At 63.3% G+C, this 12654-nt stretch carries 12 protein-coding genes; 9 read left to right on the forward strand and 3 right to left on the reverse strand.

Annotation, left to right across the window (positions count from 1 at the left end; translation table 11 throughout):
• Positions 1 to 8: 8 nt before the first annotated feature.
• The 7 genes from QU481_RS00455 (at position 9) to ispH (ending at position 8419) form a co-directional block, all read left to right on the forward strand.
• Positions 9 to 1667: a nitrite/sulfite reductase gene (locus tag QU481_RS00455; protein WP_289827890.1), complete on the forward strand. Its 1659-nt coding sequence runs from the start codon at positions 9 to 11 to the stop codon at positions 1665 to 1667.
• Positions 1651 to 2163: a DUF934 domain-containing protein gene (locus QU481_RS00460; RefSeq protein ID WP_289827891.1), complete on the forward strand. Its 513-nt coding sequence runs from the start codon at positions 1651 to 1653 to the stop codon at positions 2161 to 2163. The genes QU481_RS00455 and QU481_RS00460 overlap by 17 nt, the downstream gene beginning before the upstream one ends.
• A 236-nt stretch (positions 2164 to 2399) precedes the next feature.
• Positions 2400 to 3050 carry an OmpA family protein gene (locus QU481_RS00465; RefSeq protein ID WP_435382147.1) on the forward strand — a complete coding sequence of 217 codons (651 nt, stop codon included), beginning with the start codon at positions 2400 to 2402 and terminating at the stop codon, positions 3048 to 3050.
• A 151-nt stretch (positions 3051 to 3201) separates the two neighbouring features.
• Positions 3202 to 4140, forward strand: a complete 939-nt coding sequence (locus tag QU481_RS00470; RefSeq protein WP_289827892.1) for a bifunctional riboflavin kinase/FAD synthetase — start codon at positions 3202 to 3204, stop codon at positions 4138 to 4140.
• The gene (gene ileS, locus QU481_RS00475) at positions 4137 to 6920 is read left to right on the forward strand and encodes an isoleucine--tRNA ligase (protein WP_289827893.1); all 2784 of its coding nucleotides are present in this window, start codon (positions 4137 to 4139) and stop codon (positions 6918 to 6920) included. The genes QU481_RS00470 and ileS overlap by 4 nt, the downstream gene beginning before the upstream one ends.
• Positions 6913 to 7425, forward strand: a complete 513-nt coding sequence (gene lspA / locus QU481_RS00480; RefSeq protein WP_289827894.1) for a signal peptidase II — start codon at positions 6913 to 6915, stop codon at positions 7423 to 7425. Before ileS ends, lspA begins: the two co-directional genes overlap by 8 nt.
• A 55-nt stretch (positions 7426 to 7480) precedes the next feature.
• Positions 7481 to 8419, forward strand: a complete 939-nt coding sequence (gene ispH / locus QU481_RS00485) for a 4-hydroxy-3-methylbut-2-enyl diphosphate reductase (protein WP_289827895.1) — start codon at positions 7481 to 7483, stop codon at positions 8417 to 8419.
• A gap of 92 nt (positions 8420 to 8511) precedes the next feature.
• Here ispH and QU481_RS00490 read toward each other — a convergent pair whose 3' ends face one another.
• The 3 genes from QU481_RS00490 to fabI form a co-directional block, all read right to left on the reverse strand.
• The gene (locus QU481_RS00490; protein WP_289827896.1) at positions 8512 to 9681 is read right to left on the reverse strand and encodes an acetate/propionate family kinase; all 1170 of its coding nucleotides are present in this window, start codon (positions 9679 to 9681) and stop codon (positions 8512 to 8514) included.
• On the reverse strand, positions 9678 to 10613 hold the full coding sequence (locus tag QU481_RS00495; RefSeq protein ID WP_289827897.1) for a phosphate acetyltransferase: 936 nt from the start codon (positions 10611 to 10613) through the stop codon (positions 9678 to 9680). Before QU481_RS00495 ends, QU481_RS00490 begins: the two co-directional genes overlap by 4 nt.
• A gap of 119 nt (positions 10614 to 10732) precedes the next feature.
• Positions 10733 to 11506 carry an enoyl-ACP reductase FabI gene (gene fabI / locus QU481_RS00500; RefSeq protein ID WP_289827898.1) on the reverse strand — a complete coding sequence of 258 codons (774 nt, stop codon included), beginning with the start codon at positions 11504 to 11506 and terminating at the stop codon, positions 10733 to 10735.
• 240 nt (positions 11507 to 11746) lie between these two features.
• Between fabI and QU481_RS00505 the strand changes: the two genes are divergently transcribed.
• Both QU481_RS00505 and QU481_RS00510 read left to right on the forward strand, forming a co-directional pair.
• Positions 11747 to 11980: an FmdB family zinc ribbon protein gene (locus QU481_RS00505; protein ID WP_289827899.1), complete on the forward strand. Its 234-nt coding sequence runs from the start codon at positions 11747 to 11749 to the stop codon at positions 11978 to 11980.
• Between the two features lies 1 nt (position 11981).
• On the forward strand, positions 11982 to 12602 hold the full coding sequence (locus QU481_RS00510) for a DUF502 domain-containing protein (protein ID WP_289827900.1): 621 nt from the start codon (positions 11982 to 11984) through the stop codon (positions 12600 to 12602).
• Positions 12603 to 12654 lie beyond the last annotated feature (52 nt).

Raw genomic sequence — 12654 nt, forward strand, 5'->3', positions numbered from 1 at the left:
AGGGTGCCATGTACCGTTACGACGCCATCGACCATCGCATTGTCCGCGAGCGGGTCGAGGAGTTCCGCGACCAGACCCGCCGCTTCCTCGCCGGCGAGCTTTCCGAGGACGAATTCCGCCCGCTGCGGCTGATGAACGGCCTGTATATCCAGCGCCTCGCGCCGATGCTGCGCGTGGCGATCCCGTACGGCCACCTGTCGAGCACGCAGCTGCGCAAGCTGGCCGATATCGCCCGCCGCTACGACAAGGGCTACGGCCACTTCACCACGCGCCAGAACCTGCAGTACAACTGGCCGACGCTGGAGTCTGTGCCCGACATCCTGGCCGAACTGGCCGAAGTGGAAATGCACGCCATCCAGACCTCGGGCAACTGCGTGCGCAACACCACCACCGACGCGTTCGCCGGCGTTGCCGCCGACGAGCTGATCGACCCGCGTCCGTACTGCGAGATCATCCGCCAGTGGAGCACGCTGCACCCCGAGTTCGCTTACCTGCCGCGCAAGTTCAAGATCGCCGTGTCCGGTGCCGTCGAGGACCGTGCCGCCACGCTGGTGCACGATATCGGTCTGCACGTGGTGAAGAATGCTGCCGGTGAAGTGGGCTTCAAAGTGATCGTCGGTGGCGGTCTGGGGCGTACCCCGATCATCGGCGAAGTGGTGCGCGAGTTCCTGCCGACCGAGCACCTGCTCACCTATCTGGACGCGATCCTGCGCGTGTACAACCGCTTCGGCCGTCGCGATAACAAGTACAAGGCGCGCATCAAGATCCTGGTGAAAGCGCTGACCGTGGAAGGCTTCGCCGCCAAGGTGGAGGAGGAGTGGTCGCACCTGAAGGACGGCCCGGCGACGATCCGTCCCGAGGACGTTGCGCACTACGCCAGCTTCTTCACCGCGCCGGCTTACGAGAGCCTTTCGGGCAGCCCGGCCGAGTTCGCGGCCAAGCTGGCCGAACAGCCTGCGTTCGCACGCTGGGTGGAACGCAATACCCGTGCTCATCGTCAATCGGGCTACCGCTCGGTGGTGCTGTCGCTGAAGAAGACCGGTGTGCCGCCGGGCGACGCTAGCGACGCGCAGATGGACGCGGTGGCCGACTGGGCCGACCGTTTCGGCTTCGGCGAGATCCGCGTCGCGCACGAGCAGAACCTGATCCTGCCGGACGTGAAGGAGCGCGACCTGTTCGTGCTGTGGGAGCTGGCCAAGCAGCAAGGCTTCGCCACCCCGAACGTCGGCCTCCTGACCGACATCATCTGCTGCCCGGGCGGCGACTTCTGCTCGCTGGCCAATGCCAAGTCCATCCCGGTGGCCGAGGCAATCCAGCAGCGTTTCGACGACTTCGACTACCTGAACGACTTGGGCGAGATCGACCTGAACATGTCCGGTTGCATGAACGCCTGTGGCCACCATCATGTCGGCCACATCGGTATCCTCGGCGTCGACAAGAATGGTGAGGAGTGGTACCAGATCACCCTCGGCGGCAGCCAGGGCAACCAGACCAGTCTGGGCAAGGTGATCGGCCCGTCGTTCGCCCGTGCTCAGATGCCTGACGTGATCGAGAAAATCCTGTCGGTCTACGTGGAACAGCGCCAGCAAGGCGAGCGCTTTATCGAAGCGGTGCGTCGTCTGGGTATCACCCCCTTCAAGGAGCGCGTCTATGCAAAAGATCATTAAGGACGGCGCCATCGTCACGGACGATTGGGTGCGCCTGCCGTTGGCGGAAGACGGTACTGTTGCCAATGTGCCACAAGATAGCGATGTCATCGTGCCGCTGGCGGCTTGGTTGGCAGAACCGCAACGCTGGCAGTCCCGCGTGGGACGCACTGCAGTGTGGCTTGCACCCGACGACGACCCGGCCAAATTGGCCGCATCGCTCGACCGCTTGCCGCTGGTGGCGGTCGACTTCCCGGCCTTTGCGGACGGACGAGGCTACAGCATCGGTCGTTTGTTGCGTGAGCGCTACAACTATGCCGGGGAGCTTCGTGCACTAGGCGACGTTGGGCAGGATCAGCTTCACTATCTGTGGCAGGTCGGTTTTAATGCATTTGAAATTAAACCCAGCCAGAATATAGAGTTGGCATTGCAGGCACTGGCTCGATTTAGCGAACGGTATCAGGCCACTTTCCGCGAGCCAGAGCCACTGTTTCGTCGACGCGTCACTGGGGAATGAGTTGTTGCATAAGGGACACAGTTCGTGTCTCTTATAGCAGATTTTTTTGGTTTTTATGCAACAAGTTGGCGGTTTTGCGCCTGTGGTGCTGTTGACAGTGGATTGGCGCATTCCTATAGTGCCGGTTAACTGCATAGACACAGCTTGGCAACACCCTGTTGTTTGCAGTGAGCTTAAAGTCGAGTGCGTCTTTGCGCGTTTGCCGCACGGATACGTTTTACAAAAAAGGGAATAACATGACCAAACAGCTGAAACTGAGCGCTCTGGTAGCTGCCATGCTGGTATCGGCGAGTGCCTTTGCTGCCAAGCCGGGTTACACCGTTGATCAAACCACTGATGCCGTGACCCGTAACAGCTACGGTGAATGCTGGCACACCGCTTACTTCGACAAGGCCACCCAAGGTCTGGTTGAGTGCGGCGACAAAGAAGCTCCGAAGCCGGTTGCCGCTGTAGAGCAGCCGAAAATGGTTGTTGTAACCGAAAAAGTCACCATCTCTTCCGAAGTGCTGTTCAACTTCGACAAGGCTACTCTGCGTCCGGACGCCAAGAAAGAACTGGACCCGCTGGTTGAGCGCTTCAAGCAAGGCGGCGTGAACCTGCAGAGCGTGGAAATCGACGGCTACACCGACTGGGTTGGTAGCGACAAGTACAACCTGGCGCTGTCGCAGAAACGTGCTAACACTGTTAAGAACTACCTGGTTGCCAACGGCGTACCGGCTGAAAAGCTGACCGCAGTAGGCAAGGGCAGTGCCGATGCCAAGTTCACCGAACAGTGCAAGGGCAAGAAGTTCAAGAACAAAGCAGCTCGCAACGCTTGCTCCGCTGGCGACCGTCGCGTAGAACTGCAAATCAACACCCTGAAAGAAAACACCCAGCCGGCCAAGTAATTTGTCCGCTGAAGGTTTTCCTTCTGCCAAGAAAGCCCTGCATCAGCAGGGCTTTTTTCATATATTTTTCAGAAGTGGCCGCATGTCTGTGCGGGTGGCGTTAGGACGTGCCGCCCGCTAAAATCATTTGTTTTCAGGATCAGGGCGGGGAATGCAGGTTTTTTTCGGACCTCCGCATGGTGATGCGGTGCCGCACGGTTGTGCGCTGACCATCGGTAATTTCGATGGCGTACACCACGGGCATCAAAAAATGCTGGCGCGATTGAGCGATGCGGCGCGTGCGCGTCATCTGCCGGCAGCGCTGTTGACCTTTGAGCCACACCCGCGCGAGGTGTTCGCCCGCGGCAACCCGCCGGCACGACTGTCGACTTTGCGCGACAAGTTGGCCTTCCTCGAAGCGCAGCACCTGCTCGATTACGTGTTCGTGTTCCGTTTCAACCGGCCCTTTGCATCGCTCACTGCCGAGGCTTTTATCCGTCAGGTGTTGGTGGAGGAGCTGCATACCCGCTATCTGTTGATCGGCGACGACTTCCAGTTCGGCGCCAAGCGCCAGGGCAATTTCGAGTTGCTCGCGTCCTGTCCAGACTTTGTCACCGAGGCAATGCCCTCGGTGCTGGTGGCGGGCGAGAGAGCGTCGAGCACGCGGGTGCGCGAATGCCTGGCTGGTGGTGATCTGGCCGCAGCCGAGCGCTTGCTTGGCCGGCCGTATCAGCTGTCCGGCCGGGTGATGCACGGCCAGAAGCTCGGCCGCACCATCGGTTTTCCGACTGCCAACATCCATTTGCCGCACCGTAAGCCGCCACTGCACGGGGTGTTTGTGGTCGAGGTGGACGGGCCGTTCGGCCGCAAGGGAGGGGTGGCGAGCCTGGGGCAGAACCCCACGGTGACTGACACGCTCAATTTCAAGCTGGAAGTACACCTGTTCGACTGTTCGGCCGATCTTTACGGCCAGCGGCTGACCGTGCATTTCCTGAAAAAGCTGCGCGACGAAGCGCGGTATGACGATTTGACGGAGCTGGTGGCGCAGATCGAGCGCGACGCTGCCAGCGCCCAAACCTATTTGACCAGTTTGCAACGAGAAAACGCATGAGTATCGACTATCGCAAGACCGTCAACCTGCTGGACACCCCGTTCCCGATGCGGGGCGATCTGGCAAAACGTGAGCCCGCCTGGGTCAAGCGCTGGCACGAGCAAAAGCGTTACCAGAAGCTGCGCAAGCTGGCCGCCGGCCGGCCGAAGTTCATCCTGCATGACGGCCCGCCATACGCCAACGGTGACATCCACATTGGTCACGCGGTCAACAAGGTACTGAAGGACATCATCGTTCGCACCAAGACGTTGTCGGGCTTCGACGCGCCGTACGTGCCGGGCTGGGATTGCCACGGCTTGCCGATCGAACTGATGGTCGAGAAGCTGCACGGCAAGGACATCCCGGCGGCCAAGTTCCGCGAGTTGTGCCGCGAGTATGCTCAGGAGCAGATTGCCCGCCAGAAGAAGGATTTCATCCGCCTGGGTGTGCTCGGTGACTGGGACAACCCCTATCTGACCATGGAGTTCAAGACCGAGGCCGACATCGTGCGTACCCTCGGCAAGATTTACGAGAACGGCTACCTGTTCAAGGGTGAGAAGCCGGTGCACTGGTGCATCGAGTGCGGCTCGGCGCTGGCCGAGGCCGAGGTCGAGTACGAGGACAAGAACTCGCCGGCGATCGACGTGGCGTTCCGCTTCGTCGAGGGGGCGAAGCTTGCCGAGGCGTTCGGCCTGGCTGCCTCGGTCGACGACGGCTATGCAGTGATCTGGACCACCACGCCGTGGACGCTGCCGGCCAACCAGGCGGTGGCGATCAACGCCGGCCTGACCTATCAGTTGATCGATACGCCGAAGGGCAAACTGGTGCTGGTGAAAGAGCTGGCCGAGGCCGCGCTACAGCGCTACGGCTTCGGAGGTGCCGCTGTGCTGGCGGAGACCAGCGGTGACCGACTCGAGCATTTGCTGCTGCAACACCCGTTCTACGACCGTCAGGTGCCGGTGATCGTCGGCGAGCATGTGACGACCGATGCGGGTACCGGCCTGGTGCACACCGCACCGGCGCATGGTCTGGAAGATTTCCAGGCCGGCCTCGCCTATGGCCTGCCGGTGGCCAACCCGGTCGGCGACGACGGCCGCTACAAGTCAACCATCGAGCGCTTCGCCGGCCTGACCGTGTGGGAGGCCAACCCGCAGGTGATCGAGACCCTGGCCGAAGCCGGTGCGCTGCTGGCCAACGTGCGCCTGAACCACAGCTACCCGCACTGCTGGCGTCACAAGACCCCTATCATCTTCCGCGCCACCGCCCAGTGGTTCATCGGCATGGAGAAGGCCGGCCACGCTGGCACCACGCTGCGGGGCAATGCCAAGCAGGCAGTCGACGAGACCGAGTTCTTCCCCGCCTGGGGCCGCGCCCGCCTTGAGGCGATGATCGGCAACCGCCCGGACTGGTGTGTGTCGCGCCAGCGCAATTGGGGCGTACCGATGACCTTCTTCGTGCACAAGGAGAGCGGCGAGCTGCACCCGCGTTCGGCCGAGCTGCTGGAGGAAGTGGCGCTACGCATCGAGCAGCAGGGCATCGAGGCGTGGTTCAGCCTCGACGCGGCCGAGTTGCTCGGCGATGAGGCCGAACAGTACAAGAAGCTGTCGGACACGCTCGACGTGTGGTTCGACTCCGGCTCCACCCACTTCGCGGTGCTGAAGCAGCGCCCGGAGCTGGCCTGGCCGGCGGACCTCTACCTGGAAGGTTCCGACCAGCACCGCGGCTGGTTCCAGAGCTCGCTGCTGACCGGCTGCGCCACCATCGGCCGCGCGCCGTACCGCCAGCTGTTGACGCACGGCTTCGTTGTCGATGGCAAGGGCCTGAAGATGTCCAAGTCCAAGGGCAACGTGGTCGCGCCGCAGAAGGTCAATGACAGCCTCGGCGCCGACATCTTGCGCCTGTGGGTGGCCTCGACCGACTACTCGGGCGAGCTGGCGATCTCGGACGAAATCCTCAAGCGCGTCACTGAGTCGTACCGCCGCCTGCGCAACACGCTGCGCTTCCTGCTCGCTAACCTGTCGGACTTCGCGCCGCTGGATCATGCGCTGCCGGTGAGCAAGCTGCTCGAACTCGATCGCTACGCGCTGCTCGTGACCCGCCAGCTGCAGGAGAAGCTGGCCGGCGATCTGTACCCGCGCTACGCCTTCCACCACGCGGTGCAGGAGATCGTCAATTTCTGCTCGGAGGACCTCGGTGCGTTCTACCTGGACGTGATCAAGGACCGCCTCTACACTACCAAGGCTGACAGCCACGCGCGTCGTTCGGCGCAGACCGCGCTGTACCACATCACTCGCAGCTTGCTGCTGCTGATCTCGCCGATCCTGTGCTTTACCGGCGAGGAGGCGTGGGAAGTGCTGACCGGCAGTGACGAGGAGAGTGTGCTGTTCCACACCCTGCATGAATTCCCGCAGGGCCTCGCCGAAGCCGAGCAGGAGCTGGCCGACAAGTGGAGCGCAATTCGCGAGTTCCGTGCGCAGGCGAACAAGGAAATCGAGTCGCTGCGTGCCGCCGACAAGCTCGGCTCCTCGCTACAGGCCGAACTCGACATCGAGGTGTCGGGCGAGTTGTACCAGCACCTGCAGAGCCTGGACGGCGACCTCAAGTACGTGCTGATCGTGTCGCATGCCAAAGTCAAGGAGGGTGCCGATACCCGCATCAAGGTCACCCCGAGCGTGCATGCCAAGTGCGATCGCTGCTGGCACTACCGTGCCGATGTCGGCAGTCATGCCGGCCACGGCAGCGTCTGCGGTCGTTGCGTGAGCAATCTCGACGGCGCCGGCGAGGTGCGTGAGCATGCCTGAGGTCAATGCTATGACGCTGCCCGACCGCCACAGTAGCAGCGCGATCAAGTGGTTCGCTCTGGCGCTGGCCATCATCGTGCTCGACCAGTTGAGCAAGGTGTACTTCAATGGCAACTATCAGTACGGTGAAGTGCGTGAAGTGATCCCGGGTGTGTTCAACTTCACGCTGCTCTACAATCCGGGTGCCGCGTTCAGCTTCCTCGCCGATGCCGGTGGCTGGCAGAAGCACCTGTTCACCGTGCTGGCGTTCGGCGTGTCCGGCTGGCTCGGCTGGAACATTGTGAAGGGACGCTTTTCCTGCCTGATGAATGTGGCCGCCAGTTTTATCATTGGCGGTGCGCTCGGCAACGTGATTGACCGGATCATCCACGGTCACGTGATCGACTTCATCCAGATCCATTACTACGACGCCTGGTACTACCCGGCGTTCAACCTGGCCGATTCGTTCATCTGCGTCGGCGCGGCGTTGATGGTACTGGACAGTTTCCGTAAGCCAGCGCTTTAAACCCCGACGGGGTCGACCGAACCGGTCGGCCCGGTCCGCATGATTAGGAAGTAACATGACGAAGACCATCCTGCTCGCCAACCCGCGCGGTTTCTGCGCCGGTGTCGACCGGGCGATTGCCATCGTCGAGCGTGCGCTGGAGCTGTTCGGTGCGCCGATCTACGTTCGCCATGAAGTGGTGCACAACCGCTTCGTGGTGGAAAACCTGCGCCAGAAGGGCGCGATCTTCATCGAGGACCTCGCCGACGTGCCTGTCGGCGCGACGCTGATCTACTCGGCGCACGGCGTGCCGCTGTCGGTGCGCAAGCAGGCTGAGGAGCGTGGGTTGAATGTGTTCGATGCCACCTGTCCGCTGGTCACCAAGGTGCATATCGAGGTGAAGAAGATGCGCGAGGCAGGGCTCGAGATCGTGATGATCGGCCACGCCGGTCACCCGGAGGTGGAGGGCACGATGGGGCAGGCCAATGGCGGCATGTACCTGGTCGAGAACGTCGCCGACGTGGCGACGCTGAAGGTCAACGATCCGGCCAAACTCGCCTACGTCAGCCAGACCACTCTGTCGGTCGACGAGACCCGGGAGATCGTCGACGCGCTGCGCGCGCGTTTCCCGGCCATCCACGGGCCGAAGAAGGATGACATCTGCTATGCAACGCAGAACCGCCAGGACGCGGTGAAGGCGCTGTCGGACGACTGCGACATCGTCGTGGTGGTCGGCTCGCCGAACAGCTCCAACTCCAATCGCCTGCGCGAGGTGGCGGCGTTGAGGGGCATCGATGCCTATATGGTCGACAATGCCGATCTGCTCGATCCGGACTGGTTCGACGGTAAGCAGCGGGTCGGCGTCACCGCCGGCGCGTCGGCGCCCGAAGTGCTGGTGCAAGCGGTGATCGAGCGCATCCAGAGCTTCGGTGCCGAGGCGGTCACGGAGTTGCCGGGCGTGGAAGAGAGAACCACCTTCTCTCTGCCACTGGGGCTGCGAGCTACCGCGGCCTGAGTCTTGCCTTGTATGAACAAAGCCCCGCCTAGGCGGGGCTTTGTCGTTGATGCTGCCAAAGCTTAATCGAACGGAGGGGGCCGGTGCAGTGCTTAGGCGGCTGCCGGCTTTGCCAACACGGCGGTGGCGAGCCGGGCTATTTCGCCTTCCTCGTCGGTCGGGATCACCCATGCCGAGCGTGTGCTGCCAATCTGGCTGATGCGGGTGGCGTTGGCATCGTTGGCGGCTTCGTCGAGACGGAAGCCGAGCCAGCCGAGCTGGTGCAGGATCGCGGCGCGCACCGACGGGGCATGCTCGCCGATACCAGCGGTGAACACCACTGCATCGAGACCCTGCATCGCCGCGGCCAGCCGGCCGACCTCGGTGGCGACCCGGTAGCAGAACAGCGCGACCGCCTCGTGCGCGGCCGGGGCGTGGCTGGCGAGCAGGGTGCGGATGTCTGCCGATAGCTCCGACACACCCAAGAGGCCGGAGCGCTTGTACAGCTCGTCGCGCACCTCGCCGATGGAGAGCCCGGCGTGCTCCTGCCAGTACAGCACCACCTCGGCGTCGAGCGTGCCGGGGCGGGTGCCCATCATCAGGCCGTCGAGTGCCGAGAACCCCATGCTGCTGGCGACGCTTTGTCCGGCCAGCAGAGCGCAGGCGCTGGCGCCGCTGCCGAGGTGGCATACCACCACGCGCTTGTCATCGAGTTCGAGCTCCGGCAGTCGCCGGGCGATCGCGGCGTACGACAGACCGTGAAAACCGTAGCGCCGCACGCCCTTGTCGTGCCAATGGCGAGCGACCGCGAAACGCTGCGCCAGCTCGGGCATGCCGGCGTGGAAGGCGGTGTCGAAGCAGGCGATCTGCGGCAGCGCCGGGGCGATCGCTTCGATCGTGTCTATCGCCGCCAAGCCGACCGGCTGATGCAGAGGCGCGAGCGGTACCAGCTCGGCGAGTGCGGCACGGTTCTCGCCATCGAGCAGAATCGGTCGGGTGAAACGGCTGCCGCCGTGTACGATGCGATGCGCGACTGCGAGCGGTTGTAGCCCGTGTTCGGCCAGTGTCGCGAGCGCGGCGGCGAGCTGGTCGGCGCAGCCGGCGCCGGTCAGGCAGCGTTCGTATGGGGTGCTGTCGGACGATGCTCTGAGTTGCAGATTGGCGCGCTCGGCACCGTAGTGGTCGATCTGCCCCGACAGCAGCCGCTCATGGCCGTCCGGGCTGAACGCGGCGAACTTCAGCGTGCTGGAGCCGGCGTTGAGGGTGAACAGCGCCGAGCTCATGGCGCGAGCTCCTGGCGGCGCCGGCGGTGCGCCAACAGCGCGGCGATCGCCGCGGAGGCGAGCCGACCGTTGGCATCCTCGGCACGGCTGGTCAGCACGATCGGCACCTTGGCGCCCATCACGACGCCGGCTGTTGCGGCGGCGGCGAGGTAGCTGAGCTGCTTGGCGAGCATATTGCCCGCCTCCAGGTCGGGTACCAGCAGGATGTCCGGGTCTCCGGCGACGGGGGAGACGATGCCTTTGGTGGCGGCCGCTTCGCGCGAGATCGCATTGTCGAACGCGAGTGGGCCGTCCAGCACCGCCCCGCGGATCTGGCCCCGGTCGGCCATCTTGCACAGCGCGGCGGCATCCAGCGTCGATGGCATCTTCGGGTTGACCGTCTCGACCGCGGCGAGGATGGCGACCTTCGGCCGATTGATGCCGAGCGAGTGGGTCAGGTCGATGGCGTTCTGCGCGATGTCCTGCTTGGTGGCCAGGTCCGGCGCGATATTGATCGCCGCATCGGTGATGAACAGGTAACGCGGGTAGCTTTCCACCTTCATGATGAACACATGCGACAGCCGACGGTCGGTGCGGATGCCGGCGGTTTTGTCGAGCACCGCTTCCATAAACTCGTCGGTGTGCAGGCTTCCCTTCATCAAGAGGTCGGCGTAACCACCGCGAACCAGCTCGACTGCGCGCTCGGCGGCGGCATGGCTGTGCGGCACGTCGATGCATTCGTAGCGGGAGAGATCCAGTTCCAGCTCGTCGCCAAGGCGAGCGAGCTTGGCCTTCGGCGCGATCAGGATCGGGGTGGCGATGCCGCGTTCGGCGGCCTCGATTGCGCCCAGCAGCGATTCGCGGCTGGCGGGGTGGGCCACCGCCAAGGGCAGGGGGCCGAGCTCGGTGGCGGCGGTGATGAAGTCGGAAAACGCGTGGTCGTCGCGGGTCATTCGGATAACTCCGGAAAAGGTTGACCGAAGGGGGCGGGAACCGTACCGGGGCGCTTGCGCTGGCTCCAGGTCTGGCGGTGTCGGGGCAGGCCGCGCCCCGTGGCCGGGGCCGGCGGGGCTCAGGCCATGATGTGGAAACCGCCGTCGACATACAGCGTTTCGCCCGTCAGCGCACGCGCCGCATCCGACACCAGGAAGGCGACGGTCTGGCCGACGTCGTCGATGTCGACCAGCCGGTTCTGCGGCGCGCGTTCGATCGCGTCGTCGATCAGCTTGTCGAAGTGGGCGATGCCGCTGGCGGCGCGGGTCTTCAGCGGGCCGGGCGACACCGCGTGCACGCGGATGCCCTGGTTGCCTAGTTCGCTGGCGAGATAGCGGGCGGTGCTCTCCAGCGCCGCCTTGACCGGCCCCATGATGTTGTAGTGTTCGACCACCTTCTCTGCGCCGTGGTAGCTCATCGTCACCAGCGTCCCGCCGTTGGGCATCAGTGGCTCGGCCAGGCGGGCCATTTCGATGAACGAATAACACGATACCCGCATCGCTTGGCTGAAACCGGAGAGCGAGCAGTCGGTGACGCGACCGTGCAGATCTTCCATTGGACAGTACGCGATCGAATGAATCACGAAGTCGAGTCCACCCCACTGTTCGCGAATCGCGGCGAACACCCTGTCGAGCTGGCCGGGCTGTTCGACGTCGAGCGGCAGCGTCAGTGTGGCGTCGAGTTCTTCGGCCAACGGCCGCACGTGCGGCTCAGCCTTGCTGTTCAGGTAGGTGATCGCCAGCTCGGCACCGAGTTGCCGTATGGTGCGCGCGCAGCCGTAGGCGATACTGTGCTGGTTGGCGATGCCGACTATCAGGCCTTTCTTGCCGGCCAGGGGCAGGTGCTGGGTCATACGAGCTCTCCAGGTTGGTCCAGTGCAGCAGGGGCGGCACCGATTATTCCTAATGAATAATATCCTGCCTCTGTTGCACCGCACGACCAGTCGGGCCTGCGCTGTGGCGAGAAAGCTGCAACGCTTTTGGTGCGACGGCTGCGTCGGCTATAATCGCGAGTTTGCGATGTGGGCTTGACCCGCCGCGCTTTCGACCCTATCTGTCTTGGCGTATAGCCATGTTGACGACCGGAGAGTGCCATGCCGATTTACGAATACCACTGCGATGCCTGCGGCGTGAACAAGGAACACCTGCAGAAGATGAGCGATGCGCCGATTGCCGCCTGCCCGGCTTGCGGCAGCGCCGATTACAAGAAATGTGTGACCGCCGCCGGTTTCCAGCTGAAGGGCTCGGGCTGGTACGCGACCGATTTCAAGAACAGTGGCGGCAGCGCTCCGTCCTGCGGTAGCGGTAACTGCGGCCATAGCCACTGATATGACCCAAATCAAGATGACGCTGAAGGGGTACCTTGTCACCGGCCTGCTGTTGTGGCTGCCGGTGGCGGTGACCTTCTGGGTGTTGAACCTGATCGTCGGTACGCTCGACCAGACGCTGAACTTGGTGCCGCGCAGCCTGCGGCCGGAGGCGCTGTTTGGCTTCAACATCCCGGGCTTGGGCGTGCTGCTTGCGGTGCTGATCCTGCTCGGTACCGGCATGCTGACGGCCAACGTGCTCGGCCAGCGGCTGATCGACCTGTGGGATGGCCTGCTGTCGCGCATCCCGGTGGTCAAGACCATCTACAGCAGCGTCAAGCAGGTCAGCGACACCCTGCTATCGGACAACGGCCAGGCGTTCAAGACGCCGATTCTGGTGCAGTTTCCGCATCAGGGCATGTGGACCGTCGCCTTCCAGACCGGCCCCTTGCCGCATGCGGTCAATTCGGAACTGGGCGACGGCTATATCGGCGTCTACGTTCCGACCATTCCGAACCCGACCTCGGGCTATTTCGTGATGGTCGCCAAGGCTGACACCAAGCCGCTCAATATGAGCGTCGACGAGGCCCTGAAATACGCGATCTCGATGGGCATGGTGGCTCCGGCTCCGAAAGCCGGCTAAGCTGTTGCCAGCCCCATCCGACTCTATTTGAAACTTCCATACAGCAGAACAT

The organism is Crenobacter oryzisoli, assembly GCF_030385785.1.
GTDB classification, from domain to species: domain Bacteria; phylum Pseudomonadota; class Gammaproteobacteria; order Burkholderiales; family Chromobacteriaceae; genus Crenobacter_A; species Crenobacter_A oryzisoli.

Coding starts and splice junctions, on each gene's coding strand:
- fabI (WP_289827898.1), bottom strand. CDS start 11,506: ATGACCCAGCACCTGCCCCTGGCCGGCAAGAAAGGCCTGATAGTCGGC.
- lspA (WP_289827894.1), top strand. CDS start 6,913: ATGCCTGAGGTCAATGCTATGACGCTGCCCGACCGCCACAGTAGCAGC.
- QU481_RS00510 (WP_289827900.1), top strand. CDS start 11,982: ATGACCCAAATCAAGATGACGCTGAAGGGGTACCTTGTCACCGGCCTG.
- QU481_RS00455 (WP_289827890.1), top strand. CDS start 9: ATGTACCGTTACGACGCCATCGACCATCGCATTGTCCGCGAGCGGGTC.
- QU481_RS00490 (WP_289827896.1), bottom strand. CDS start 9,681: ATGAGCTCGGCGCTGTTCACCCTCAACGCCGGCTCCAGCACGCTGAAG.
- ileS (WP_289827893.1), top strand. CDS start 4,137: ATGAGTATCGACTATCGCAAGACCGTCAACCTGCTGGACACCCCGTTC.
- QU481_RS00460 (WP_289827891.1), top strand. CDS start 1,651: ATGCAAAAGATCATTAAGGACGGCGCCATCGTCACGGACGATTGGGTG.
- QU481_RS00465 (WP_435382147.1), top strand. CDS start 2,400: ATGACCAAACAGCTGAAACTGAGCGCTCTGGTAGCTGCCATGCTGGTA.
- QU481_RS00495 (WP_289827897.1), bottom strand. CDS start 10,613: ATGACCCGCGACGACCACGCGTTTTCCGACTTCATCACCGCCGCCACC.
- QU481_RS00505 (WP_289827899.1), top strand. CDS start 11,747: ATGCCGATTTACGAATACCACTGCGATGCCTGCGGCGTGAACAAGGAA.
- ispH (WP_289827895.1), top strand. CDS start 7,481: ATGACGAAGACCATCCTGCTCGCCAACCCGCGCGGTTTCTGCGCCGGT.
- QU481_RS00470 (WP_289827892.1), top strand. CDS start 3,202: ATGCAGGTTTTTTTCGGACCTCCGCATGGTGATGCGGTGCCGCACGGT.